This window comes from Desulfovermiculus halophilus DSM 18834, assembly GCF_000620765.1.
Lineage (GTDB): Bacteria > Desulfobacterota > Desulfovibrionia > Desulfovibrionales > Desulfothermaceae > Desulfovermiculus > Desulfovermiculus halophilus.
Genome location: NZ_JIAK01000009.1, coordinates 111084 through 131513, shown reverse-complemented (window position 1 = coordinate 131513; position 20430 = coordinate 111084). Strand labels below are relative to the sequence as shown.

General features: G+C 57.3%; 21 protein-coding genes and 1 tRNA gene. 3 read left to right on the top strand and 19 right to left on the bottom strand.

Features of this window, described 5'->3' with window-relative positions; genetic code table 11:
• Positions 1-32: 32 nt before the first annotated feature.
• The 11 genes from N902_RS0106125 to ftsH all read right to left on the bottom strand — a co-directional run bounded on the left by N902_RS0106125 (position 33) and on the right by ftsH (position 10834).
• Positions 33-2132 carry an NADH-quinone oxidoreductase subunit 5 family protein gene (locus N902_RS0106125; RefSeq protein ID WP_027370218.1) on the bottom strand — a complete coding sequence of 700 codons (2100 nt, stop codon included), beginning with the start codon at positions 2130-2132 and terminating at the stop codon, positions 33-35.
• Between the two features lie 81 nt (positions 2133-2213).
• Positions 2214-3725, bottom strand: a complete 1512-nt coding sequence (locus N902_RS0106120) for a complex I subunit 4 family protein (RefSeq protein WP_027370217.1) — start codon at positions 3723-3725, stop codon at positions 2214-2216.
• A gap of 55 nt (positions 3726-3780) precedes the next feature.
• Positions 3781-4089, bottom strand: coding sequence for an NADH-quinone oxidoreductase subunit NuoK (nuoK, locus tag N902_RS0106115; RefSeq protein WP_027370216.1), 309 nt, complete (start codon positions 4087-4089; stop codon positions 3781-3783).
• The gene (locus N902_RS0106110; protein WP_027370215.1) at positions 4086-4610 is read right to left on the bottom strand and encodes an NADH-quinone oxidoreductase subunit J family protein; all 525 of its coding nucleotides are present in this window, start codon (positions 4608-4610) and stop codon (positions 4086-4088) included. The genes nuoK and N902_RS0106110 overlap by 4 nt, the downstream gene beginning before the upstream one ends.
• A complete protein-coding gene (locus tag N902_RS0106105) occupies positions 4611-5132 on the bottom strand; it encodes a 4Fe-4S binding protein (RefSeq protein ID WP_027370214.1) in 522 nt (173 codons plus the stop codon). It lies immediately after the preceding gene.
• A complete protein-coding gene (nuoH, locus tag N902_RS0106100; RefSeq protein WP_027370213.1) occupies positions 5129-6100 on the bottom strand; it encodes an NADH-quinone oxidoreductase subunit NuoH in 972 nt (323 codons plus the stop codon). Before nuoH ends, N902_RS0106105 begins: the two co-directional genes overlap by 4 nt.
• Positions 6097-7257, bottom strand: a complete 1161-nt coding sequence (locus tag N902_RS0106095) for an NADH-quinone oxidoreductase subunit D (protein WP_027370212.1) — start codon at positions 7255-7257, stop codon at positions 6097-6099. The genes nuoH and N902_RS0106095 overlap by 4 nt, the downstream gene beginning before the upstream one ends.
• Positions 7254-7817: an NADH-quinone oxidoreductase subunit C gene (locus N902_RS16670; RefSeq protein ID WP_051564369.1), complete on the bottom strand. Its 564-nt coding sequence runs from the start codon at positions 7815-7817 to the stop codon at positions 7254-7256. Before N902_RS16670 ends, N902_RS0106095 begins: the two co-directional genes overlap by 4 nt.
• Positions 7818-7967: 150 nt before the next feature.
• A complete protein-coding gene (locus N902_RS0106085) occupies positions 7968-8516 on the bottom strand; it encodes an NADH-quinone oxidoreductase subunit B (RefSeq protein WP_027370211.1) in 549 nt (182 codons plus the stop codon).
• Positions 8492-8875, bottom strand: a complete 384-nt coding sequence (locus tag N902_RS0106080; RefSeq protein WP_027370210.1) for an NADH-quinone oxidoreductase subunit A — start codon at positions 8873-8875, stop codon at positions 8492-8494. Before N902_RS0106080 ends, N902_RS0106085 begins: the two co-directional genes overlap by 25 nt.
• A 135-nt stretch (positions 8876-9010) precedes the next feature.
• Positions 9011-10834, bottom strand: coding sequence for an ATP-dependent zinc metalloprotease FtsH (gene ftsH / locus N902_RS0106075; RefSeq protein WP_027370209.1), 1824 nt, complete (start codon positions 10832-10834; stop codon positions 9011-9013).
• A gap of 331 nt (positions 10835-11165) precedes the next feature.
• Between ftsH and N902_RS16665 the strand changes: the two genes are divergently transcribed.
• Positions 11166-12107: a homocysteine S-methyltransferase family protein gene (locus tag N902_RS16665; protein WP_051564368.1), complete on the top strand. Its 942-nt coding sequence runs from the start codon at positions 11166-11168 to the stop codon at positions 12105-12107.
• Between the two features lie 55 nt (positions 12108-12162).
• On the opposite strand, the gene N902_RS0106065 is transcribed toward N902_RS16665, so the two are convergent.
• The 4 genes from N902_RS0106065 to N902_RS0106050 form a co-directional block, all read right to left on the bottom strand.
• Positions 12163-12238 (bottom strand) — tRNA-Ala (locus N902_RS0106065).
• Between the two features lie 148 nt (positions 12239-12386).
• Complete coding sequence (locus N902_RS0106060) at positions 12387-12950, bottom strand: HDIG domain-containing metalloprotein (protein WP_027370208.1); 564 nt, start codon at positions 12948-12950, stop codon at positions 12387-12389.
• A gap of 14 nt (positions 12951-12964) precedes the next feature.
• The gene (locus tag N902_RS0106055; protein WP_027370207.1) at positions 12965-14623 is read right to left on the bottom strand and encodes an ABC1 kinase family protein; all 1659 of its coding nucleotides are present in this window, start codon (positions 14621-14623) and stop codon (positions 12965-12967) included.
• 51 nt (positions 14624-14674) lie between these two features.
• Positions 14675-15052 (bottom strand): phasin family protein, encoded by a 378-nt coding sequence (locus N902_RS0106050; protein ID WP_027370206.1) that lies wholly within the window; start codon positions 15050-15052, stop codon positions 14675-14677.
• 181 nt (positions 15053-15233) lie between these two features.
• Here N902_RS0106050 and trkA point away from each other — a divergent pair, with 181 nt between their 5' ends.
• Positions 15234-16577, top strand: coding sequence for a Trk system potassium transporter TrkA (gene trkA / locus N902_RS0106045; RefSeq protein ID WP_027370205.1), 1344 nt, complete (start codon positions 15234-15236; stop codon positions 16575-16577).
• A gap of 5 nt (positions 16578-16582) precedes the next feature.
• Positions 16583-18031: a TrkH family potassium uptake protein gene (locus N902_RS0106040; protein WP_027370204.1), complete on the top strand. Its 1449-nt coding sequence runs from the start codon at positions 16583-16585 to the stop codon at positions 18029-18031.
• A gap of 6 nt (positions 18032-18037) precedes the next feature.
• Here N902_RS0106040 and N902_RS0106035 read toward each other — a convergent pair whose 3' ends face one another.
• The 4 genes from N902_RS0106035 to dtd are packed head-to-tail and all read right to left on the bottom strand — an operon-like array spanning position 18038 to position 20428.
• Positions 18038-18370, bottom strand: a complete 333-nt coding sequence (locus tag N902_RS0106035; protein WP_244147377.1) for an STAS domain-containing protein — start codon at positions 18368-18370, stop codon at positions 18038-18040.
• A complete protein-coding gene (locus N902_RS18630; protein WP_051564366.1) occupies positions 18367-18789 on the bottom strand; it encodes an ATP-binding protein in 423 nt (140 codons plus the stop codon). The genes N902_RS0106035 and N902_RS18630 overlap by 4 nt, the downstream gene beginning before the upstream one ends.
• Complete coding sequence (locus N902_RS0106025; RefSeq protein WP_034621891.1) at positions 18779-19927, bottom strand: SpoIIE family protein phosphatase; 1149 nt, start codon at positions 19925-19927, stop codon at positions 18779-18781. The genes N902_RS18630 and N902_RS0106025 overlap by 11 nt, the downstream gene beginning before the upstream one ends.
• A gap of 39 nt (positions 19928-19966) precedes the next feature.
• A complete protein-coding gene (gene dtd, locus N902_RS0106020) occupies positions 19967-20428 on the bottom strand; it encodes a D-aminoacyl-tRNA deacylase (RefSeq protein WP_027370201.1) in 462 nt (153 codons plus the stop codon).
• Between the last annotated feature and the right edge of the window lie 2 nt (positions 20429-20430).

Here is a 20430-nt window from a genome sequence, read left to right as displayed (position 1 = left end):
TCGCGGTGTTTCGTTTCCTGCCGGCAGCGGGCTCAAAAGAGCAGCATCGCGCCGAAAATGATCATGGCGGCGAAAACGGCCATGGCTAGATATTCCTGGAGTCTGCCGGTCTGTATTCTGGACAGGCGTCCGCCCGCCGAGTTCTGGACATGATAGGCTGACCCGTCCAGAATCCCGTCAATACCTTCCTGATCGACGATCATGGAGATCCTGGATCCTGCGAACAGGGTCGCGGGCAGAATGCGGTGGGCAAGGGCATCCACCCCGACCTCGATCAGGTCGGCAACGCCCCGGGCCAAGCGCATGACCCCGCGGACAAAGAACCAATTGTAGAATGCATTGATATACCACCTGTTCCACAGAAAGGCGTGCAGCATGCGCATTGCCGCCGACCGGTCATACACGGCCCGTGGATCCCATTTCCGCGTATAGTAGAACAGATAGGCCGGGACAGCGCCAAGGATGATGCTGGCTATGGACAATGAAACCATAAACCCCTTGGAGAAGGCCGGCTCCAGATGGGCTGTGGCCAGGGAGAGGCTGTGGACCAAATCCGAATCGAACAGATGATGCAGGACGTGTTCAGCCTTCAGGCCGAACAGCCCGAAAAGGACAATGCCTGCTGCCAATGCGCCGCAGGCCACGGTTTGGGAAATATATCCCTCGTGGACATGGTGATGGGAACCGGTTCGCTGCTTTTGGATATGTTCGCTTGCCCGGCCGTGGAACATCATCCCGAAATAGCGCATGGAATAAAACGCGGTGAAGACCACAGAGATCAAACCGATGGCAAACAGGAGGTAATGCTCAGAGTTCAGGGCGGAGGTCAGGACTGCTTCCTTGCTCCAGAAGCCGGGGAACGGCGGCAGGCCGATCAGAGAGAGGGTGGCCAGGCCCATGAACAGCCAGGTGTAGGGCAGGTATTTGCGCAGAGCGCCCATTTCGTGGATATAGATGGAATGGGCGGCATGGATGACAGTTCCGGCACAGAGGAAGAGACAGGCCTTGAACATGGCATGGCTCATGAGATGGAAAATGCCTGCGGTATACCCGCTGACCAGGATGCCCTGGCTGAATCCGCTGACCCCCAGAGCCAGCATCATGTATCCGATCTGGCTGACGGTGGAGTAGGCCAAGACCTTTTTCAGCTCCAGGGCGACCAGGCCCTGGCTGGCGGCCAGGAAAGCGGTGATGGCGCCAATCCAGGCCACGATGTGAAAAAAGTACATGGCCTCGTCCACTCCCGCTGTCCAATAGGCGTAATAAAATATGGGTATAAACCTGGCGATAAGAAAGACACCGCTTTTGACCATGGTTGCAGCGTGGATCAGGGCGGACACCGGGCCGGGGCCGGACATGGCCTCCGGGAGCCATTCATGGAGGGGGAACTGGGCTGACTTGCCCACCGGACCGGCGATAAGCAGGATGCTGACCAGGATGACCATCCAAGGAGTGGCTGCCAGGGCCGGCATCCATTCCGGTGCAGTGTGGTAGAGCTCAAGGATATTGAAGGTCCCGGAATAGTAATACATGATCAGCATGCCGCCGAGCAGGGGCATATCCCCGATGCTGGTGACAATAAAGGCCTTGACCCCGCAGACCGATGGGCGATCGAAGGGGTAGGGATCCGGCCCGCCAATCCAGTATTCTTTTTCATCCCGGTAGTAAAAGCCGATCAGCCCGTAACTGCACAATCCGACCAGCTTCCAGCCGATAAAAATGACTATCATATTGTTGGCCAAGACCAGGAGGAGCATGCTGCCGATAAAGGTGTTCATCAGCATCCAGAAGCGCATGATATCCGGATTGCCTTTCATGTACCCCAGGCAGTAGACCATGATCAAAAAGCTGATCACAGCTACGACATTGGCCACGATAATGCTCAATGGATCCAGCAGGACGCCGAAGCTGACCTGAATGGGGGTGGAAAGCCACATAAATGTGGATTCCAAGGGCAGCACTCCTGACGTTGACAGCAAAGGGAGCAGGGATGCCGCGCACAGGGCGGCCAGGAAAGAAAAGAAGACGGCACCGAAGTTCATCACCGGCGTGCTTATGCGGGCCAGGATCGGAGTGATGACCACCCCGATAAAGGGGAAGACCAGGCAAAGCCACGCAAGCTGGGTGTCCATATGCATTCCGCCTCGAGGTTTGGGGTTGAGTACAGGGTGAGGTGAACATTTCAGGTCGACGCCGCCTTGACGGGACAAACCTTACATTCCGGCCAGGGCCTGACTGATCACCGGTTCAAAGAGCTCCATGATCAACGAGGGATAAACGCCCAAAAATGCAGCCACCAGGACAATGCCCATAAGGGGAGCCATCATGGTCCAGGGCGGATCCTTGATATGTTCGTTCTGAGCCAGATCCTCGGGCAGGGGACCGAAGAAAATGGTGCGGATAAAGTGCACTGCATAGGTAATGGTCAATAGGATGGCCATCAATCCCACAATGCCGATGACCAGACCCAGCATATCTCCTCGGGCAAAGATGCCGGCGAACATAATCACCTCTGCGGCAAAACTGCTGAACGGAGGGATGCCGGCCAGCATCAGGCCGCCGCTGATGAACAAGAGCGCGGTCAGGGGCATTTTCGTGGCCAGGCCGCTGAGCAGGCGGGTATCTCTGGTGTGCGTGGTATAGACCACGATCCCGCAGGTGGAAAAGAAAACGGTCTTGCCCATGATGTGGCTTAAGAAAAAAAACAGCCCGCCTTCAATGCTTGTCGCGGTCAGGGCCCCGATCCCCAGCATGGAGTACGCGGTCTGGCTGATGGTCGAGCAGGCCGGGATGCGCTTCATATCGGTCTGGGCCAGGGTCAGCAGGGACCCGTAGATCATGGTCGCCACGGCCAAAATCATGATCGGCGGTCCGAACCACTGGAAGTCGCCCCAGAGAGGAAGAACCAGGGTGCGGACAATGATGTATGCGGCGATGTTGGCATACACTGCCAGCAAGCCGGCGATGCAGGTGGGATGTTCGGCGTGGACCCAGGGCATCCAGACATGCAGGGGGACGATGGCCAGCTTGCCCCACATCCCGACCAGGACCAGGAGGATGGCCCAGAAGGCCATGGGCGTTCCGGCCATGCTGCTGATCTGATCGATCTGGAAGGTTCCGGTCTGCGAGTAGATGATGGCTACGCCGGCCAGGAAGAACAAGGCCGAAAATACCCCCCAGATGAAGCACATGGTGGCCACCCAGACCCGCTCGTAATAGCCGAAATAGGCCATGAGGAAGAACAGGAAGAGGGTCAGGATTTCCAAGAAGAAATACATGAGGACCAGATCACTGGCAAAGCTGACCCCCATAAAGCCTACGGGAAAGAAGAGGAAAAGGTAGAAAAAGCAGGTGAAATAGCTGATTTCCCCCTTGGTTCCCAAGACACTGGGATACAGGATCTCAATGCGGTGGGGGACATAGGAGATGGAATAGGTACACAGAGCCAGGCAGAGCAGATTGCATATCAGGGCCACGGCAATGCTCAGGCCGTCTGCAGTCAGGGTGATGCTGATATCAGGGCTGTGCAGGAGCTGATAGTTCTCCTGGATGGGGCTCCCTGTGTATACCGCATACAGAGCTCCGATGAGCAGTGCTGTGGTATAGGCCAGGCTGAGGGCCGCCGCCCATCCGGCCCTTTTCCCCAGCTGGAATCTGAAAAGCAGAATAATCAGGGCGACGATTGCCGGGACCAGGATTGTTTGGAGAAGGAGAGAAGGCATCATGGTAGATTGTCCCTGTGAGAAAGCCTGCAAGCTACAGGTCGATGTACTTTCGGAATCATCCGCGCAAGGTTATCAATTTGTCGGCCTCAACGCCTCGAAACCGCTTGAATACGACGAGCAGGATGGCCAGAAGGAGTGTGGCCTCGGCCGCCGCAATCCCCATGACCAGCAGGGCTCCCACTTGGCCCAGCTCATTGGGGGCGGCAGTCAGCTGGGTGGAGGCCATGATGCTCAAGCCTGCTCCGTTGAGGATCAGCTCAATGCCGAGAACGACGCCGACCAGGGTTCTTCTGGAGACAATCCCGAAAATACCCACGCACAGCAGGAATATGGCCACCAGGTGATAGATGGTCAGCATGCTCATTGTTTTTCCCTCCGTTCAAAACCCAAAACGACTGCCCCGGTCATGGCCACGGTCAAGAGCAACGAGATCAGCTCGAAAGGCAGGATATAGGATTCCATGAGGAAGCGCCCAAGCGAGCTGACGGCAACTTCCTCCGGGACCAGGGCCGATGGGGGAGCGGTGCGCAGAGCGGCGGACCCCAAAAAGACGGCTGGGGCCAAGGCTGCCAGGAGAGCAAGCAGCAGCTTCCGGCCTGCAGGGAATTTGCTTTCATCTCCGCTGGTCCAGGCATTGGTGAGCATGATGGCGAAGAATATGAGCACGCTCACTGCGCCCACGTAGATGAGCAGCTGCATGAGCCCTATAAAGGGAGCGGCCATGAGGAAAAAGAGGCCGGCCACGCCAAAGAGGGTCAAGATCAGGCCCATAAGGGCCCGGACCAGGCTTTTGGCCAGCACGGTTATCAGTCCGCCGGCGGCGATAACGGCTATGTGCCCGAAGAGCACGGCCCAGGCCAGATTTTCATAGGTCAGAGTATCCATTTACTGCTCCTTGTGCTCGGCCTGAGACTGCAGCCTGCCAAGCAGGTCAAAGACAAAATCCTGTCTGCTGAAACCGGCCAGATAGACGTCGGTGGAGAATCTGAGCGCCCCGGTGGGGCAGTTTTGGACGCAGAGCCCGCACAGGCTGCAGTAGGTAAAGTCCACAACAAAAGACTCCAGCTCGGGTTTGGCCTTTTGGGCCTTGGGGGTGTCCCCGGAGTCTGCATCTGCAGCCTGGTCCTTGCCGGCTGTTTTTTTCTTCGGCTTGCTGCCTGCAACTGAGATGCAGGAGGTCGGACACATCCGAACGCAGGTCATGCAGACGATACATTTGGATTTGAAAGGGTCGTCCTGACTGGGGACCAGCTCGATATGTCCGCGGTAGCCCTCCAGTGAGGGCACGGTTTGCCTGGGGTAATGAACGGTAACCTCGGGGCGGACAAAATTGACCGCGGTCACCTTCAGCCCGACCAGCAGACTCCACAGCCCGGTTAGGGTATCCCGAAATTTTTTGACCATCATAGGGCAATCACCAGTAGGGTTCCCAGTAAGTTGAGCACGGCGAGGGGGATAAGCCATTTCCAGCAGATGTTTAAGAGCTGGTCGAAACGGACCCGGGGGTAGGTCCATCTGATCCAGATAATGAGCAGGAGAAGGAGGTAGACTTTGGCCAAAAACCACCACCAGCCTGAAGCCACCGGCCCTTGAAAGCCTCCCAGAAAGAGTATGGCCGTAAGGCAGCTGGCTACAACCATGTAGGCGTATTCAGCCAGAAAGAACATCCCGAACCCCATGCCGGAGTATTCGGTGTGGAATCCAGCCGTCAGCTCGCTTTCCGCTTCCGGGAGATCAAAGGGATTTCTGTTGGTTTCGGCCAGGGCACAGATAAAGAAAATAACGAAGGCCACAGGCTGATATGCTCCGTACCATTGCCAGGGCCATGGGCCTTGCGATGAGGCGATGTCAAACAGGTTCAATGACCCGGTGATGAAGACAATGGGCAAAACGGAGAGCAAAAGGGGGATCTCGTAGGCAACCGACTGGGAGATGTCCCGGGCCGCTCCCAGGAGGGCGTATTTGTTCTGGGAGGACCAGCCCGCGATGCACAGGGCGAGGACATTGACCCCGGTAAAGGCCAGAATGAGGATCAGCCCTACATTGCTGTTGATGATCTGCAGACGGGGGCCGAAAGGAATGACCAAGAAGCAGACCAGGGTGGGGGCAATGGAAATCATGGGCGCCAGCCAGTACAACACGCCGTCCGCCCCTTTGGGGGTGAAAAGCTGCTTGCCGACCAGCTTCAGTCCGTCGGCCACCGGCTGCAGGATTCCCTGGGGCCCGACTTCGTAGGGACCGGGGCGGCGCTGGATGAAGCCGGCAATCTTTCGTTCCAGGTAGACCAGGACCAGGGCGTTTGCGCCGATGAAAGCCATGACCGCGGCCAAGCCCACCGAAACAACGATGAAAGGGGCGGGTATTGCGTCAATCATCTGTCAATCTCCGGGATAACCAGGTCCAGACTGCCCAGAATGGATACAGCATCGGCAATGAGCGTACCCTGGGCAATCTCGGAAAAGAGGCTCAAATTGGAAAAGCCCGGCGCACGCAGCTTCAGACGGTAGGGGGATGTGCCCCCGTCGCTTACCAGGTGCATGCCGACCTTTCCTCTGGCCCCTTCGACGGCGAAGTACACGTCGCCTGCCGGGGGCTTGGGCCGCTTGGGAGCCTTGGGGTGGATGACATTGCCCTTTGGCAGAGAGTCCAGGGCCTGCTCGATGATGGCGATGCTCTGCTGCATCTCCTCCATGCGGACCAGGTAGCGGCCCATGGCGTCGCAGGTATCGCAGGTCGGTATGTCGTACTCAAAACGGTCGTATACCGAATATGGTTCCGCCAGGCGGACATCGTACTTCTGGCCCGATCCACGAAGGACAGGGCCGGTCGCCCCGTACTTCCTGCAGGTCTCTACAGGGATCTCTCCGATTTCCTCGACTCTTTTCCGGAGGATGAAGTTGTCGGTGACCAGATCCTTGAACATCTTGGCCCGGTCCTTCATCCGGGCGCATTGAGTCCGGGTCTCTTCGATGAACCGGTCGTCAATGTCCTGGGACACCCCCCCAAATCGATAGTAGCAATAGGTCAGCCTGGACCCGGTGATCCGCTGCAGGATGTCCTGGATCCTCTCCCGGTCGTCAAAGGCGTACATTATGGGGGTAAAAGCACCCAAGTCCAGAAGATATGCGCCCCACCACAAGAGGTGGGAACTGATCCGGTTCAGCTCGCAGGTTATCACCCGGATGTATTCGGCCCGTTCCGGAACCTCCAGGCCCATAAGGCGTTCCACCGCTCCCACGTGGGCCCATCCCCAGGCCAGGGCATGCAGATAATCCGTCCTGGACGGATTGGGCAGATACTGGGGGTAGGTCATCACTTCGGCCATTTTTTCGTGCATCCGATGGATATATCCCAGGACGGGCTCGGCCCGGACAATGTATTCCCCGTCGATCTCGCACAGGATGCGCAGGACGCCGTGGGTTGACGGATGCTGGGGCCCCAGATTCAGAATCAGGGTGTCGTCCCGCTGAGTGGGCTGGAACTTTTGGGCATAGAAATCGCCGCTGGTGTCGAGTCTGAGGTCCAGGGTCATGACTGTTTCCTGTGGTCTTGGATGGAACAATCGAGGATTTGCTGCCTGAATTCCCGGCTCTGGGGGGAGACCGGACTGACATCCCGGTCCGGAAGGATTTCAGCGAGGGCTTTGCGGTTCGATTCGTCTTTGAGCAGAGGCGGGGGCCCTTTGTGCTCCGGATCAAGGAGAAGGGGAATGAGGTTGGGGTGGCCGCGGAAACGGATGCCGAAAAAATCGAAGCACTCCCGCTCATGCCAGGCCGCACCGGGATATATATCCCAGATGGACGGGACGTGCGGGTCGTCACGGTCGGCAATCACCCGCAGTCCGACTCGACCGGGCTGCTCAAAGCGGTTGAACCGGTAGACCACCAGGTAGCCTTCCTGGATGTCCAAGCAGGAAATGTCTTCGAGGAAAAAGCCCTCCTGGTCCAGGACGCGCACGGCCTGGAGAAGATCCTCAAGGGCCAGGAAATACTCCTGGTCGTAGCCGGTATATACAGGGCCGCCGGGCTTTTTGTCTTTCGAGGCTGTCTTCTGCTTTGCGGAATCATCCGGTGTGGCCTTGGGATTGCTCATCAGCTCCTCCGATTAATACTGCCGCAGGCTGGCTCTTGCCGGTTTGAGCTCGATATGCGTCTGGTCGCATCCGCCCGCTCCATGACCCGTTTTGCCCGCAGAGCCGTTGGGGCGGATATGGGGTCAGTCACCAAAAAGTCGGTATTCCGATTACTTATTTTCAGCAATCTGGGCCTGGTCAGGGGTGGGCCACCACCTGCGTCCGGTAATCTTTTCCTGCAGCTGAAAAAGTCCTTCGAGCAATCCCTCAGGCCGGGGAGGACAGCCCGGGACATAGACATCAACAGGGATGATTTGGTCCACGCCCTCCACGATTCCATATTGGTTCTTGAAGACAAAGGGACCGCCCGAGATGGCGCAATTGCCCAGAGCGATCACCCACCTGGGAGCGGGCATCTGCTCGTAGAGTCGGGTGACCAGAGGGGCCATCTTATTGGAAATGGTTCCGGCCACGATCATCAGATCGGCCTGGCGGGGGGATGGTCGGAAGACCTCTGCCCCGAACCTGGCGGAATCGAATCTGGCCATTCCAAAGCTCATCATCTCAATGGCACAACAGGCTATGCCGAACGTAATAGGCCAGAGGGACATGGCCCGGCAGATATTGACGATCTTTTGAACCGGCTCGGCGCTCAGAGGAGGGGCATCCACATCGGCCTGAGCAAAGGGAAAGCCTATGTCTTGATCTTCTTGGGCCATGTGAAGACTCCTTTCTTCCAAAAATAGACGACTGAGGCAAAGAGGATGAGGATAAAGATCAAAAGCTTGATAAAAGCGAGCAGGGCCGGGGCGTGGGAGTAGGCTGTGGCCACCGGAAAGAGGTACAAGACATCCACGTCAAAGGCCAGGAAGAGCAGGGCATAGAAATAATAGTTGATTCCGAACTTGACCCAGGCCGATCCATAGGGGGCCAGGCCGCATTCATAGGGCATTCGCAGTTCTCCCCCCCGGGACTTGGGGGCCAGGAGGTAGGAAAGCAGAAAGGGGGCAAGGGCAAAGAGGAGAATGCCCTGAACAAAGAAGAAGATGATTGCTATATGCAGCCAGGAAACGCTCATAACCGCCTACACCCTGTGGTTGAGGATTGGGGACGGGAAGAGGCCGTGCTCAGGGGGTCTTGGCTCTTTCCGTCTCCTGGGTTGTGCATGAAAATCACGATAGGCCCTATGAAAATTTCGGCAGCTTGTCAAGGATCATCGAGAGATTCCAGCAATGCTGTACACCTTTTCTCCGGCGACTTCTTCATGGTCGAGCAAGGACTGGGCCAAATCATCCAGAGCGCTTCGATGCCGGCTGAGGATGTCCCTGGCCCGGTCAAAGGCATCTCTGAGGATGGTTTCCACTTCCTTGTCCACGGCCTGGGAGGTGGCTTCGCTGTACTCTTTCCCCTTGCCCAGTTCTTCTCCCAGGAAGACCTGCTCCCCGGCGCTGCCCAAGGCCATGTGCTCAAACTGGCCGCTCATGCCCCATTCCAGGACCATCTTCCTGGCCATTTTGGTCGCTTGCTGCAAATCGTTGGCCGCACCGCTGGTGGCGGTATCAAAGACCAGAGATTCTGCGCAGCGTCCGCCCATCATCACTGCAAGCTTATCCTGCAGATACTCCCGGGGGTAGATGTAGCGCTCCTGTTCAGGGAACTGCTGAGTGGCGCCCATGGACTGACTTCTGGGGACGATTGAAACCTTGTACACCGGATCTGCGTTGGGCAGAAAGGCCCCGACCAGTGAGTGACCGGCTTCGTGGTAGGCCACCATCCGCTTTTCACCTTCGGTCATGACCAGGCCGTGCCGTTTGAGGCCCATAAGTATCTTGTCCCTGGCGGCCTCGATCTCGGCGTGGGAGATTGATCCCCTATCCTCCCTGGCCGCCAGGAGGGTGGCTTCGTTGAGCATGTTCTCCAGATCGGCGCCGGAGAAGCCCTGGGTCTCCCGGGCCAGACGGTCGAGATCAACCTCGTCGTCAAGCTGTTTTTCCCGAGTGTACAGATGCAAAAGCTCCAGCCGGTCCTGAGTGGACGGCAGCTCGACGATGATGCGGCGGTCGAAACGCCCTGGCCGGCTCAGGGCCGGGTCCAGGATATCCGGCCTGTTGGTGGCGCACATGACGATGATGTTTTCATGGGCCTCGAATCCGTCCAGCTCGGACAGGAGCTGATTCAGGGTCTGCTCCCGTTCGTCGTGCCCGCCACCGAGTCCTGCTCCCCGGCGGCGGCCGATAGCGTCGATCTCGTCGATGAAAATAATGCACGGCGCATTCTTGCGTGCATCCTGAAATAGATTGCGGACCCGTTTTGCGCCCACCCCGACAAACATTTCCATGAAATCCGAGCCGGTAATGTTGAAAAAAGCCACCCCGGCTTCACCGGCCACGGCCCGGGCCAGAAGGGTCTTGCCGGTGCCGGGAGGGCCGACCAGCATGATCCCTTTCGGGATCTTGCCCCCCATGTCCTGAATTTTGTCCGGATCGGTCAGGTAGTCGACCACTTCCTGCAGCTCGATCTTAGCCTCCTGGGCGCCGGCAACGTCGTCAAAGGTTGTCTTTTCCTGGCTGTGATCGTACTGTCTGGCCTGGTTCTGCCCGATGCTGAACAGGCCGCCTCCCTGGCCCTGCATCCGTTTGTACTGCATGAAAATGAGCCAGAAAATAAGCAGCAAGGGAAGGAGAGATATGACGATGTACCATAATATCCGGTCTGACTTGGGTTCAGTGTTCACCTGAACACCCTGCTGCTTGAGCTTGGACATCAGCTCCGGATCTCCAAAGGAGGGCAGGTAGGTTGAAAAGCTGGTGTACGACGCGTCATTGAAGGTGGCCGGGGTGTTCAGCCTGCCGTGGATGTTTTCGCCTTTAACCGTGATCTGTTCTACGTTGCCCTTGTCCACCTGGGCGAGAAACTCACTGTAGCTGATGGCTGTGCTGGAAGTGTACTGGGCCAGATAGCTCCAGCCCAAAAGGAAGAGAAAGACGGCCAGCAGGACGACCAGCTGTCTGTTTTGCTGCACATATTTCTTGATCATAATTTACTCCATATACATGGTAGGGCGTTCGTTGGCAAGCTGTAAGACACTGGAGAGGAGGCATGCAAAGGCTCTTCGACTCAGCAGCATGTCCAGGTCCGGGCCGGACCATACCCTGAAAGAAAGGCATCAAAATGGAAGCTGTTGCCCTGGATGTCAAGACAGGGTCGTCAAAGTTCGATCTGCTGCGGCATGCCGGTCATGCTTCGAAAATCTTGGGGTCTTCGACGTAGCCTGCCGCTTACGGCACACAGAAGAGAAGGCAAACTCTTATGCATGCAATTTCATTTTCTGCGTCGAAGAGCCAAAACTTGGGCCTGCGGAGAGGGATATGAACACAAGCCATTCGCTTTGGGCTGTCGTTGCCGAAAATCCATTCATCCTGATGGAGGCCGCTGTCAGCGAACTTATCAGCCACAGAAACGATACGGCGGTACAGCAGGATCTTGGGTGTGCACCCTGTATTTACGACCAAAAGGGTCAGAAGGAATTAAGGGCCATATACAGCGGATTCCTGGCTGCGGCCCGGGACGGAGACGTCCCCCTTCTAGTGACCGCACCCACATGGAGGACCAATCAAGACATGGTCCGGTCTGCGCATGCGCCCACTACCATTAACCGGGATGCAGTCAGATTTATGCGTGGGCTTATCCGGGAGCTGGGGAGGGAAATGTATCGACCGATCTGTATCGGCGGATTGCTTGGACCATGTGGAGATGCCTACAGGCCGGAGATGTCCCTGGACGCCAAGACGGCTGCAGCCTTCCATGCCTGGCAGGCCGAGGAGCTGGCCCTGGCCGGAGTTGACTACCTTATGGCCGCCACACTGCCGGCGGTTGAGGAGGCGGTCGGATTGGCTCAGGCCATGACCAAAACCGGAATCCCCTCTATTGTCAGCTTTGTTCTGAACAGGGAGGGAAAGATTCTGGACGGTTTTTCGCTGGATCAGGCAATACAGCGAATCGACGCCGAATGCTCGCCACCTCCGGCCGGCTATATGATCAATTGTTCGTATCCGTCCTTCTTTCGTCCACAAGAGGAAACGGGCAGGGTTATGGCCCGGCTTTTCGGCATTCAGGCCAATGCCTCGTCCCAGGATCATCAGGAGCTGGACAGGGCGCAGACGATCCAGGCCGATCCCCTTGAGGATTGGGGGGACCGCATGCTTGACCTGCATCGGCGCTGGGGACTTACAATTCTCGGCGGATGCTGTGGTACGGGCGAACAGCACCTTCGGTATCTGGTGCAAAAAGGTGCAGCTGGTTCGGAGTAGGTTGGGAAATTAAAAAAGGGGCTGCAAAATCGGCTTTGCAACCCCTTGATTTTCCTGGTGGAGGTGAGGGGGATCGAACCCCTGACCTCAGCGTTGCGAACGCTGCGCTCTCCCAGCTGAGCTACACCCCCAGCAATTCAATTTCCTAAAGGAAGTTTCTGTACACCCGAGCCTGCCCTGCTGTCAAGAAGGACAAGGCCGGGGCCAGGTATGCTTTTTGAGCTCTGCAGGCACTGGGCCTGACGGATCCGGACAAAACCCTGCAGATACGCCCTGCAGTCAATCCGCAGATCTGTCCAGCCCCACGTCCGGTGCTATGTCCTGCATGGCGGTGATGGCGATCTGAAGAAACTCTCCCAGCTCCAGGCCGATATGCTGGCATTCCCTGATCCGTTCCCGGTCTACGTTGGCAGCAAAGCTTTTGTCCTTCATTTTCTTTTTCAGGCTCTTGGGCTTCATGTCCTGCATGCCTTCCGGACGGACCAGGGCGTTGGCCGAAATCAGGCCGGTGACGGTTTCGGCGCAGCGCAGGGCATAATCCAGGGTACTTTGGGCAGACGTCCCGTTCATTTCGCAGTTGTGGGCGGCTATGGCCTGCACCGCTTCCGGCGCCAAGGCATGCTCCAGCTCTTTGGCCGCGATAAGGCCGTGCTCAGCCGGATTCTCCCTGGTCTGCTCAAAGTCCAGATCATGAAGCAGGCCGGTTATGCCCCACAGATCCGGGTCTGCCCCCAGGTGCCTGGCCAGGCCCAGCATGACCGCTTCGGTCTCCAGGCTGTGGTTGATAAGACTCTTCTCCTGCAAATGGGAATCAAGCAGTTTTCGTGCCGCGTGTCGATCCATAGCCTCGCTCCGGGTTACATTCGTTTGCGCCGCAAGATGTCGATGCCCAGCCAGATGCCCACACAGGCCGAGAGAAGATAGCCGATGAGCCCCAGGGCGGGATAGCCGAAGAGCAGCGGCCGGACCCCAGTGGTGATGATCATGGATGAGCCGATGACCATGGCCCCGGTGATGATGCCCAGGGTCAGACGGTTCGCTATCCGGTCCAGGGTCAGGCGCATTCCCTCCAGGTTCCTGTGTTCAAACCTGATGGACAGCTGGTCATCTTCAAGCTTGTTCAGTATGGTTGTGGCCTGGCGGGGGAACTCCTTCTGCATCTTCAGGGCGTTGCTCAGCCCTTTTCGCAGTTGTCGCTGAATATAGGCGGGTGAATACTTGCTCAGGGCTATGCGCCGGACAAAGGGCTTGGCCTCGGCCACCACATCCAGGTCCGGATACAGGAGCCGGGCGGATCCCTCACTGGTGACCATGGCCTTGATCATGATGGCCAGGTCGGACTTGATCCGGATCCTGTACTGATGCAGCACAGAGGTGATGGCGGAGAGGAGCTGTCCAATGTTTATCTCCGCCAGGGGCAGGGAGTAATAGTCGTCCAGGAGATCAATGATGTCCCGGTGCAGATTGTCGATATCCACCCCGGTTTCCTGCTCGGAAAAATCAAGGAGGATCTCGAGGACCATTTCGCTGTCCCGGTCCACGATTCCTTCCAGCAGGGTGATGAGCTTGAGCCGGGTCTCCGGAGTCAGCCTGCCGACCATGCCCCAATCCAGCATGGTGAACGTCCCGTCGTCCATGACGAAAATATTGCCTGGATGGGGGTCGGCATGAAAAAAGCCGTCTTCCAAAATCTGCTTGAGGGACGCGCGCAGTCCGTTTTGGGCTAATAAAAGACGCTTGTCCGGGGGCAGGGAGCCCACATCGCGGAGCTTGGTCCCGTGAACCAGCTCCATGATCAAGACCTTGGAGGTGCTGAACTCCGAGAATACGCGGGGAAATCTGATATAGGCGTGCCCCTGGAAGTTGGACTGAGCCAGGCGAATGTTTCTGGCCTCGCGTTCAAAGTCCAGTTCGCGCAGGAGCATGTGCCGCAGCTCGCGGACCAGGCCGGGGAGATCGTACAGAGCCATGGACTCGATCCGTTCGTGGATCTGTCTGGCCAAACCGGCCATTATGTCCAGATCGTTGCGGATGACTTGCTCGATCCCCGGCCGCTGAACCTTGACCGCGACCACTGTTTTGTCCGCGGCCAAAAGAGCTCTGTGCACCTGGGCCAATGAGGCCGCAGCCATGGGTTCGGGTTCTATGTAGGCGAATACCTGATCCAAGGGACGCTCCAGATTGCTTTCAATCTGGGTGGATATGGCTTCCCAGCTTTCGGTTTGGACCTCGTCCTGCAGACGGCTCAGCTCCCTGGCCAGGTCAGGAGGCAGAAGGTCGGTCCGCAGGCTGAGGATTTGCCCGAACTTGACAAATGTCGGTCCCAGGTCGGTCAGCACATATCGAATCCGTTTCCAGGTATTGTCCTCAGAGCGGGGGCTTTTCCTGCTCGGTTTGGAGAAAATGAGCTTGTCCGGCAGATCGAGGCGGGACAAGAGATCCCCAAACCCGTATTTGATCAGGGTAAAGGAGATTTCCTTGAACCGGTTCAGTCTGGAGAGGGTATGCAGATCCAAGAGGCCGTCCTTGCAGGTCAAGGGTCACAATAAAAATGGCCGGGGCCGGGCCTATTCTCCGCCCGGATCAGAGGGCTCCTGCTCCGGAAACGCCGGCCCTGCGCTGGCTGGAGTCGGGGTCAGCTGGTCCTCCAGGAGGCTCAGGCGCTTTTCCAGGTTATCCACTCTGTGCCGCAGCTGCTCAACTTCTTCGGCCTGCGCCAGGTGCATACCCTTGGTTACGCGTTCCAATCCTTCGTTGAGGTGCTGCTTCATGTCCTTCATTTCCTTCTCTCCGGTCTCGCACATTTGGTGTGTAAAGCGTTCGGCTTCTTCTGTGGTCAGCTTGCCCTGCTGAACCAGAGTCTGCATGGTTTCCCGCACCTTGGCGGTGGAGACCACGGCAGTGCCTAAGCTGGCCAAGGCCATTTTTCTTGCCAGTTCCCTCATGTGGACAACTCCTTTGATCTGTTGCTACTCAGACTGCATACAACAGCCACAAGCACATGCGCGGACCCTGAATGCAGCCCGTCAATGGTGTATGCCGCGGCATTCTATGCACTATGTATCCTACGGCAAAATTTTTTCATCTTCAACATAAAGTTAGCAGTGAATCCGGGAGTATGCTCAAATGCGGATCATTATCATAGGTGCCGGAGAGGTTGGTTTCCACATCGCCCGCCGGCTGGCGGCTGAAAACAAGGATGTGGTGATCATTGACCGCAATGAAGAGGTGCTGGAGCGGGTGGCTGAGCGCCTGGATGTGGAGACTGTCCTCGGATCGGGGAGCAGCCCCCGGGTACTGGAAGCCGCTGGGGTCAAGAATGCCCAGATCATGCTGGCTGTTACCGACAGCGATGAGATCAACCTCATTGCCTGTACGTTCAGCAATATCCTGGCTCCCCGGCTGACCAAGGTGGCCCGGATCCGGAATCCAGAATATACGGATTACAAGGACATCCTGGCTTCCGACTTGCATATCGACATCGTTATCAATCCGGAGCAGGAAGTCATAGGCTCTATCGAGCGATTGATGGGAACCCCGGGTGCCGCCGAGGTCAGTGAATTTTCAGACGTCAATATCACCCTGGCTGGATTGTGGATTCGAGAGAACTGCCCGTTGGCCGGAATGACTCTGGCTGACCTGAAGCAGGCTGTCGGGGTGGCCCGCTTTATTGTCGCGGCCATAGTCCGGGGGGAGAGTCTGATCATTCCCGCCGGCTCCCATCAGGTGCTGCCCGGAGACATGGTCTACTTCGTCTGCGCCCATGAGGATGTGCAGGAGGTTCTTACCGCATTCGGGGCCAGTACGGAGCCTCAGCACAAAGTGCTGATCATCGGGGGCGGGAATATCGGGTTCAAGCTGGCCCAGAGCCTGGAGCAGAAGAAGGGGCTGCAGATCAAGATCATGGACAGCGACCGGGAACGGTGTGAGTTCTTAGCCCACAATCTAAGCCGGACCATTGTCCTGCAGGGTGAAGGATCCGATCAGCGGCTGTTGACAGAAGAGAACGTGGGGAGCATGGATGTTGTGATCAGCGTAACCGGGGATGAGGAAAACAACGTCCTGTGCTCTCTCTTGGCCAAAAGCCTGGGGGCGCGGTTGACAGTAACCAGGATAAACAAGTTCGCGTATCTGCCGCTTATACGGGCCGTGGGGCTGGAGCACATCGTCAGCCCCAGATTGTCCGCTGCAAACAGCATCTTGCGTCATGTCCGTCACGGTACGGTTATTTCCAGCATCTCCATCAAGGAAGATGCCGAAGCCATGGAAGTCGTAGCCCGAGAGGATTCCCCCCTGGTCGGGCGGCCGATCAAGGATCTCGACTTTCCCTCCGGGGCGATTGTCCTCTGTCTGGTCCGGGGGGAGGAGGTGATCATTCCCACCGGAGAGAGCGTGATCCAGCCCCAGGATCGGGTGATGATCATGTCCACCAGCAAACACATCTCTGACGTAGAAAAGAAAATAACCTAGCATCTATGCGCTGGCCTTTTATCTTCAAGATCGTCGGCCTGGTTGTGCTCCTTGTCGGCCTGGCCATGCTCCTTCCTCTGGGGGTTTCTCTGGGCCTGCACGACGGGTCGGCGATCTCTTTTCTGCACTCCATGCTGATCAGTACAGCGGCAGGGGGTGGGCTCTTTCTCGCCTTTCGGATGGATAAAGGGCACACGGTCACCCATCGGGAGGGGATGTGCATTGTCGCTCTGGGATGGATAGGGGCCGGGCTGTTCGGGGCCCTGCCTTTCTGGCTCAGCGGCAGCATTTCCGGGGTTACGAACTGCATTTTTGAGACATTTTCAGGGTTTACCACCACTGGATCCACAGTTCTCGAGGACATTGAAGCCTTGCCGGCAGGCATTCTTCTCTGGCGGAGCCAGACCCAGTGGATGGGCGGCATGGGCATTGTCCTTCTGTCCCTGGCTATCCTGCCCTTTTTGGGAGTTGGGGGGATGCAGCTGTACAAGGCCGAAGTTCCGGGGCCGACGCCGGATAAGCTTCGTCCCCGGGTTCGGGATACGGCCAAGCTGCTGTGGCAGGTGTATCTTCTGCTTTCCGTCTTGGAGTTTGGGTTCCTTCTGGCCGGGGGGATGCCGGTTCTTGATTCCCTGCACCACACCTTCACCACCATGCCCACCGGGGGGTTCTCCCCGAAAAACGCATCAATCGGGCACTACAACAGTGTGTATATCGACACGGTGATCACGGTCTTTATGTTTTTGGCCGGGGTGAACTTCGCCCTGCATTTTCGGCTCCTGCAGGGCAGGCCGTCCGCCTGGTGGCAGAGCCCGGAGTTCAGGTTCTATCTCCTGGCTACCCTGGGGGCTGGCCTGGTCGTCACCCTGAGCATATATGGTGCTGTCTATTCCAGTCTGGGCCAATCCCTGCGTTTTGGCCTGTTTCAGGTGGTGTCCATTATTACCACCACAGGCTATGGAACGGCGGACTACGAGCTCTGGGGTCCTTTAGTACAGTTTCTGCTGGTTGTGTGCATGATCGTGGGCGGCAGCGCCGGGTCCACAGCCGGGGGGGTGAAGTGCATGCGCCTGATCGTCCTGATCAAGCAGGTTCAGCGGGAAATCATGCGTCTGGTCCATCCCCGGGCAGTCGTCCCGGTCAAACTGGGGGGGAAAGGCGTATCAGATGAGATCATAAGCGGCATTGTCGGTTTTTTTCTTCTCTATCTGGCTCTGACCGCCATTGCCGTATGCATTTTGACTGCCCTGGATGTGGATATGCTGACCAGCTTCGGGGCGGTTATCGCCTGCATCAGCAATATCGGCCCCGGCCTGGGGGAGGTGGGCCCCACGGACACCTTCGGCCACCTCCCGGACCTGGGCAAATGGGTCCTGAGCTTTTGCATGCTTCTGGGGCGTCTGGAGATATACACAGTGGTCGTTGTTTTGAGCAGGGAGTTCTGGAAGAGCTGATCAAGCTCAGAGATTTCCCTCCGGGATTTCGTCCTCCTGTTCCAGGATATGAAAAAAATCAATCAGCTTGACCAGGTTCAATGTCTTGCGGACTTGAGGTGAGGGGGCCAGGAGGTAGAACTCCTTGTTTTTCGTTGTCTTGCGATTGTTGATATGGACCAGAAACCCTATGCCGGAGCTGTCCAGGAACACCGTCTGGGACAGATCCATGACCAGGACCATGCAGTCATCTCCGCTGAGATACCCCTCGATCTCGTCCTTCAGGCTGTCTATAACCTCCAGGGTCAGCTCCCCTGAATAGCGGAGGATGCAGGCCTGCCCTTTTTTTTCTATGCTCATCCTTTCCATGCACGCTCCTCTATAACTCGTTCCATGCTCAGGGTGTTCTGGCCCTGGGCGTATTGATAGGCAAAAGAGTCCACCAGCCGGGAAATAATGAACAGGCCCCGTCCGCTCTCGTCCTGAGGGGCGGAGGATCGAATGGATTGTTCCGGCCCCTGGAATGGAGGGCCGTTGTCCCGGACTTCCAGGCGGATCCGCTTTCTGGGGTCGATGTGGATATGCACCTCCAGCTCCCCGCCGGCATCGCGGCCGTAGCTGTGGAGCAAAACGTTTGTGCATGCCTCGTGGAGCACGAGACGCAGATCGTAGATCAACTCCTGGTCATGGATCCAGTGCTGGAGAAAGTCGGCGACAGATTTGGTCAGGGCGTTGATCTGCTCCGGGGCAGCCAGGGACTGGTAGATTTTATGGGCCATTGTTTTTCCAGTGGATCCACAACGCACTGCGATCATCCGGGAAGGACGGTCGTCCGTCCAGGCCTTGCACCATCTGGGCTTCAAGGGTCTCCATAGAGAAGTGCGGGGTGCACAACAGCTCCGAGGCCAGATTCAGGAAGTTGGTCAGGCCGAAGCGCTGGGTCGGGGAGACCATCCATTCGTAGTATCCGTCAGTGAACAGGAACAGGCCGCAGCTCTCGGAAATATCCAGAGTGACCGGCTGGAACTCGAGGTCAAAAAAACCCAGGATGGTGCTGGTGGGCTCCAAAAGATCAGTGTGATTATTGCGGCTGACAATCAGTCCCGGGCAATGTCCGGCATTGATATAGGTGATCACATTGTTGGTCTGGTCGATGTCCGCAGCGAACATGGTCACAAAGTCCATCTCCTGGCCCAGGATGTCGATCAGCTGGGTGTTGATCAGGTCAAAGGTCTGGGCCAGATCCAGGTAGTGGACTTCCGTGGTTCTGGCCAGGGCCCTGACGATGCCCATCAGGAAGGCTGCCCTGGCTCCGTGGCCGGACACATCGGCGATGACCACCCTCAGGATGTTGTTTTGGACGCTGAAAAAATCGTAGTAGTCTCCGCTGGCCCGGCCTGACGGGTAGTAGGCGCTCTGAATGGCCAGATCCTGGGTGTAGTAGCAGGACTTGGGGATGAGCTTGTTCTGCAACGAGGCAACGGTATCAAACTCCTGGGCGATGCGCTCAAAGGCTGCCCGGAGCTGCTTGTTCAGCCGGATCTGGCGTTTGGCCACATTGATTCTGGCCTTGAGCTCTTCGTGGTCGAAGGTCTTGACCAGAAAGTCGTTGGAACCGAGGTTCAGGGCCTGGGTCTTGGTCTCCACGTCAGCAACCGAGGTCAGGGAGATGATGTACAGATCGTTGTCCCCTACCTGGTTGCGAATGGAGCGGATGATGTCCTTTCCGTCGCAGCAGGGAAGATTCAGGTCCAGGATGAGGATGTTGGGCTTGAACTCTCTATATTCCTGCAGGGCCTTGTGACCGTCTTCGGCCATGCGCAGCTGATAATTCTGACCTTCAAAGATAGAATTCAGGCTGTCCCGCCAAACCGGCGAGTCATCTATGATCAGGATTTTGATCTCGTTGTTTTGCATGCAAGCGATAGTCCAGGGATAGAAGAAATGGGCTCCCGGTCACTGATTGCTGTCCAGGGTCAAGGTAAAGGGGCCCCAGTTGCAGAGCTCAATCTCCATGTCCTGCCCAAACGCCCCACTGGCCACGTTGCCCGCAGCCCTGCGGCTCAGGCCTTGGACAAAGGCATCAAAAAGTGGATGGGCCCGGTCTGGAGGAGCGGCGGACGTGAAGGAGGGACGCCTTCCTTTCCGCCAATCAGCATACAATGTGAATTGGGAGACTGCCAGGATAGACCCGTTCACCGCATTGAGGCTGACCTCAGATCGTCCCTTATGGTCCGGAAAGATACGCAAGCTCACGATCTTGTCAAGGAGGGTGGACCAGATAGGAGTCTGGGGCAGATCCGGTCCATCCTCCCGCCCGAATCCGACCAAAACGACCAGGCCCTGCCCGATGCCGGCATGTTCGGCGCCGCGTACCGTGAGCCGGGCCTTTGTCACCCGCTGGAGGACAATACGCATGT

Excerpts from the sequence above, each read along its gene's own strand:
- N902_RS0106125 (WP_027370218.1), bottom strand. The coding sequence starts at position 2,132 with ATGGACACCCAGCTTGCGTGGCTTTGCCTGGTCTTCCCCTTTATCGGG.
- N902_RS0106120 (WP_027370217.1), bottom strand. The coding sequence starts at position 3,725 with ATGATGCCTTCTCTCCTTCTCCAAACAATCCTGGTCCCGGCAATCGTC.
- nuoK (WP_027370216.1), bottom strand. The coding sequence starts at position 4,089 with ATGAGCATGCTGACCATCTATCACCTGGTGGCCATATTCCTGCTGTGC.
- N902_RS0106110 (WP_027370215.1), bottom strand. The coding sequence starts at position 4,610 with ATGGATACTCTGACCTATGAAAATCTGGCCTGGGCCGTGCTCTTCGGG.
- N902_RS0106105 (WP_027370214.1), bottom strand. The coding sequence starts at position 5,132 with ATGATGGTCAAAAAATTTCGGGATACCCTAACCGGGCTGTGGAGTCTG.
- nuoH (WP_027370213.1), bottom strand. The coding sequence starts at position 6,100 with ATGATTGACGCAATACCCGCCCCTTTCATCGTTGTTTCGGTGGGCTTG.
- N902_RS0106095 (WP_027370212.1), bottom strand. The coding sequence starts at position 7,257 with ATGACCCTGGACCTCAGACTCGACACCAGCGGCGATTTCTATGCCCAA.
- N902_RS16670 (WP_051564369.1), bottom strand. The coding sequence starts at position 7,817 with ATGAGCAATCCCAAGGCCACACCGGATGATTCCGCAAAGCAGAAGACA.
- N902_RS0106085 (WP_027370211.1), bottom strand. The coding sequence starts at position 8,516 with ATGGCCCAAGAAGATCAAGACATAGGCTTTCCCTTTGCTCAGGCCGAT.
- N902_RS0106080 (WP_027370210.1), bottom strand. The coding sequence starts at position 8,875 with ATGAGCGTTTCCTGGCTGCATATAGCAATCATCTTCTTCTTTGTTCAG.
- ftsH (WP_027370209.1), bottom strand. The coding sequence starts at position 10,834 with ATGATCAAGAAATATGTGCAGCAAAACAGACAGCTGGTCGTCCTGCTG.
- N902_RS16665 (WP_051564368.1), top strand. The coding sequence starts at position 11,166 with ATGAACACAAGCCATTCGCTTTGGGCTGTCGTTGCCGAAAATCCATTC.
- N902_RS0106060 (WP_027370208.1), bottom strand. The coding sequence starts at position 12,950 with ATGGATCGACACGCGGCACGAAAACTGCTTGATTCCCATTTGCAGGAG.
- N902_RS0106050 (WP_027370206.1), bottom strand. The coding sequence starts at position 15,052 with ATGAGGGAACTGGCAAGAAAAATGGCCTTGGCCAGCTTAGGCACTGCC.
- trkA (WP_027370205.1), top strand. The coding sequence starts at position 15,234 with ATGCGGATCATTATCATAGGTGCCGGAGAGGTTGGTTTCCACATCGCC.
- N902_RS0106040 (WP_027370204.1), top strand. The coding sequence starts at position 16,583 with ATGCGCTGGCCTTTTATCTTCAAGATCGTCGGCCTGGTTGTGCTCCTT.
- N902_RS0106035 (WP_244147377.1), bottom strand. The coding sequence starts at position 18,370 with ATGAGCATAGAAAAAAAAGGGCAGGCCTGCATCCTCCGCTATTCAGGG.
- N902_RS18630 (WP_051564366.1), bottom strand. The coding sequence starts at position 18,789 with ATGGCCCATAAAATCTACCAGTCCCTGGCTGCCCCGGAGCAGATCAAC.
- N902_RS0106025 (WP_034621891.1), bottom strand. The coding sequence starts at position 19,927 with ATGCAAAACAACGAGATCAAAATCCTGATCATAGATGACTCGCCGGTT.
- dtd (WP_027370201.1), bottom strand. The coding sequence starts at position 20,428 with ATGCGTATTGTCCTCCAGCGGGTGACAAAGGCCCGGCTCACGGTACGC.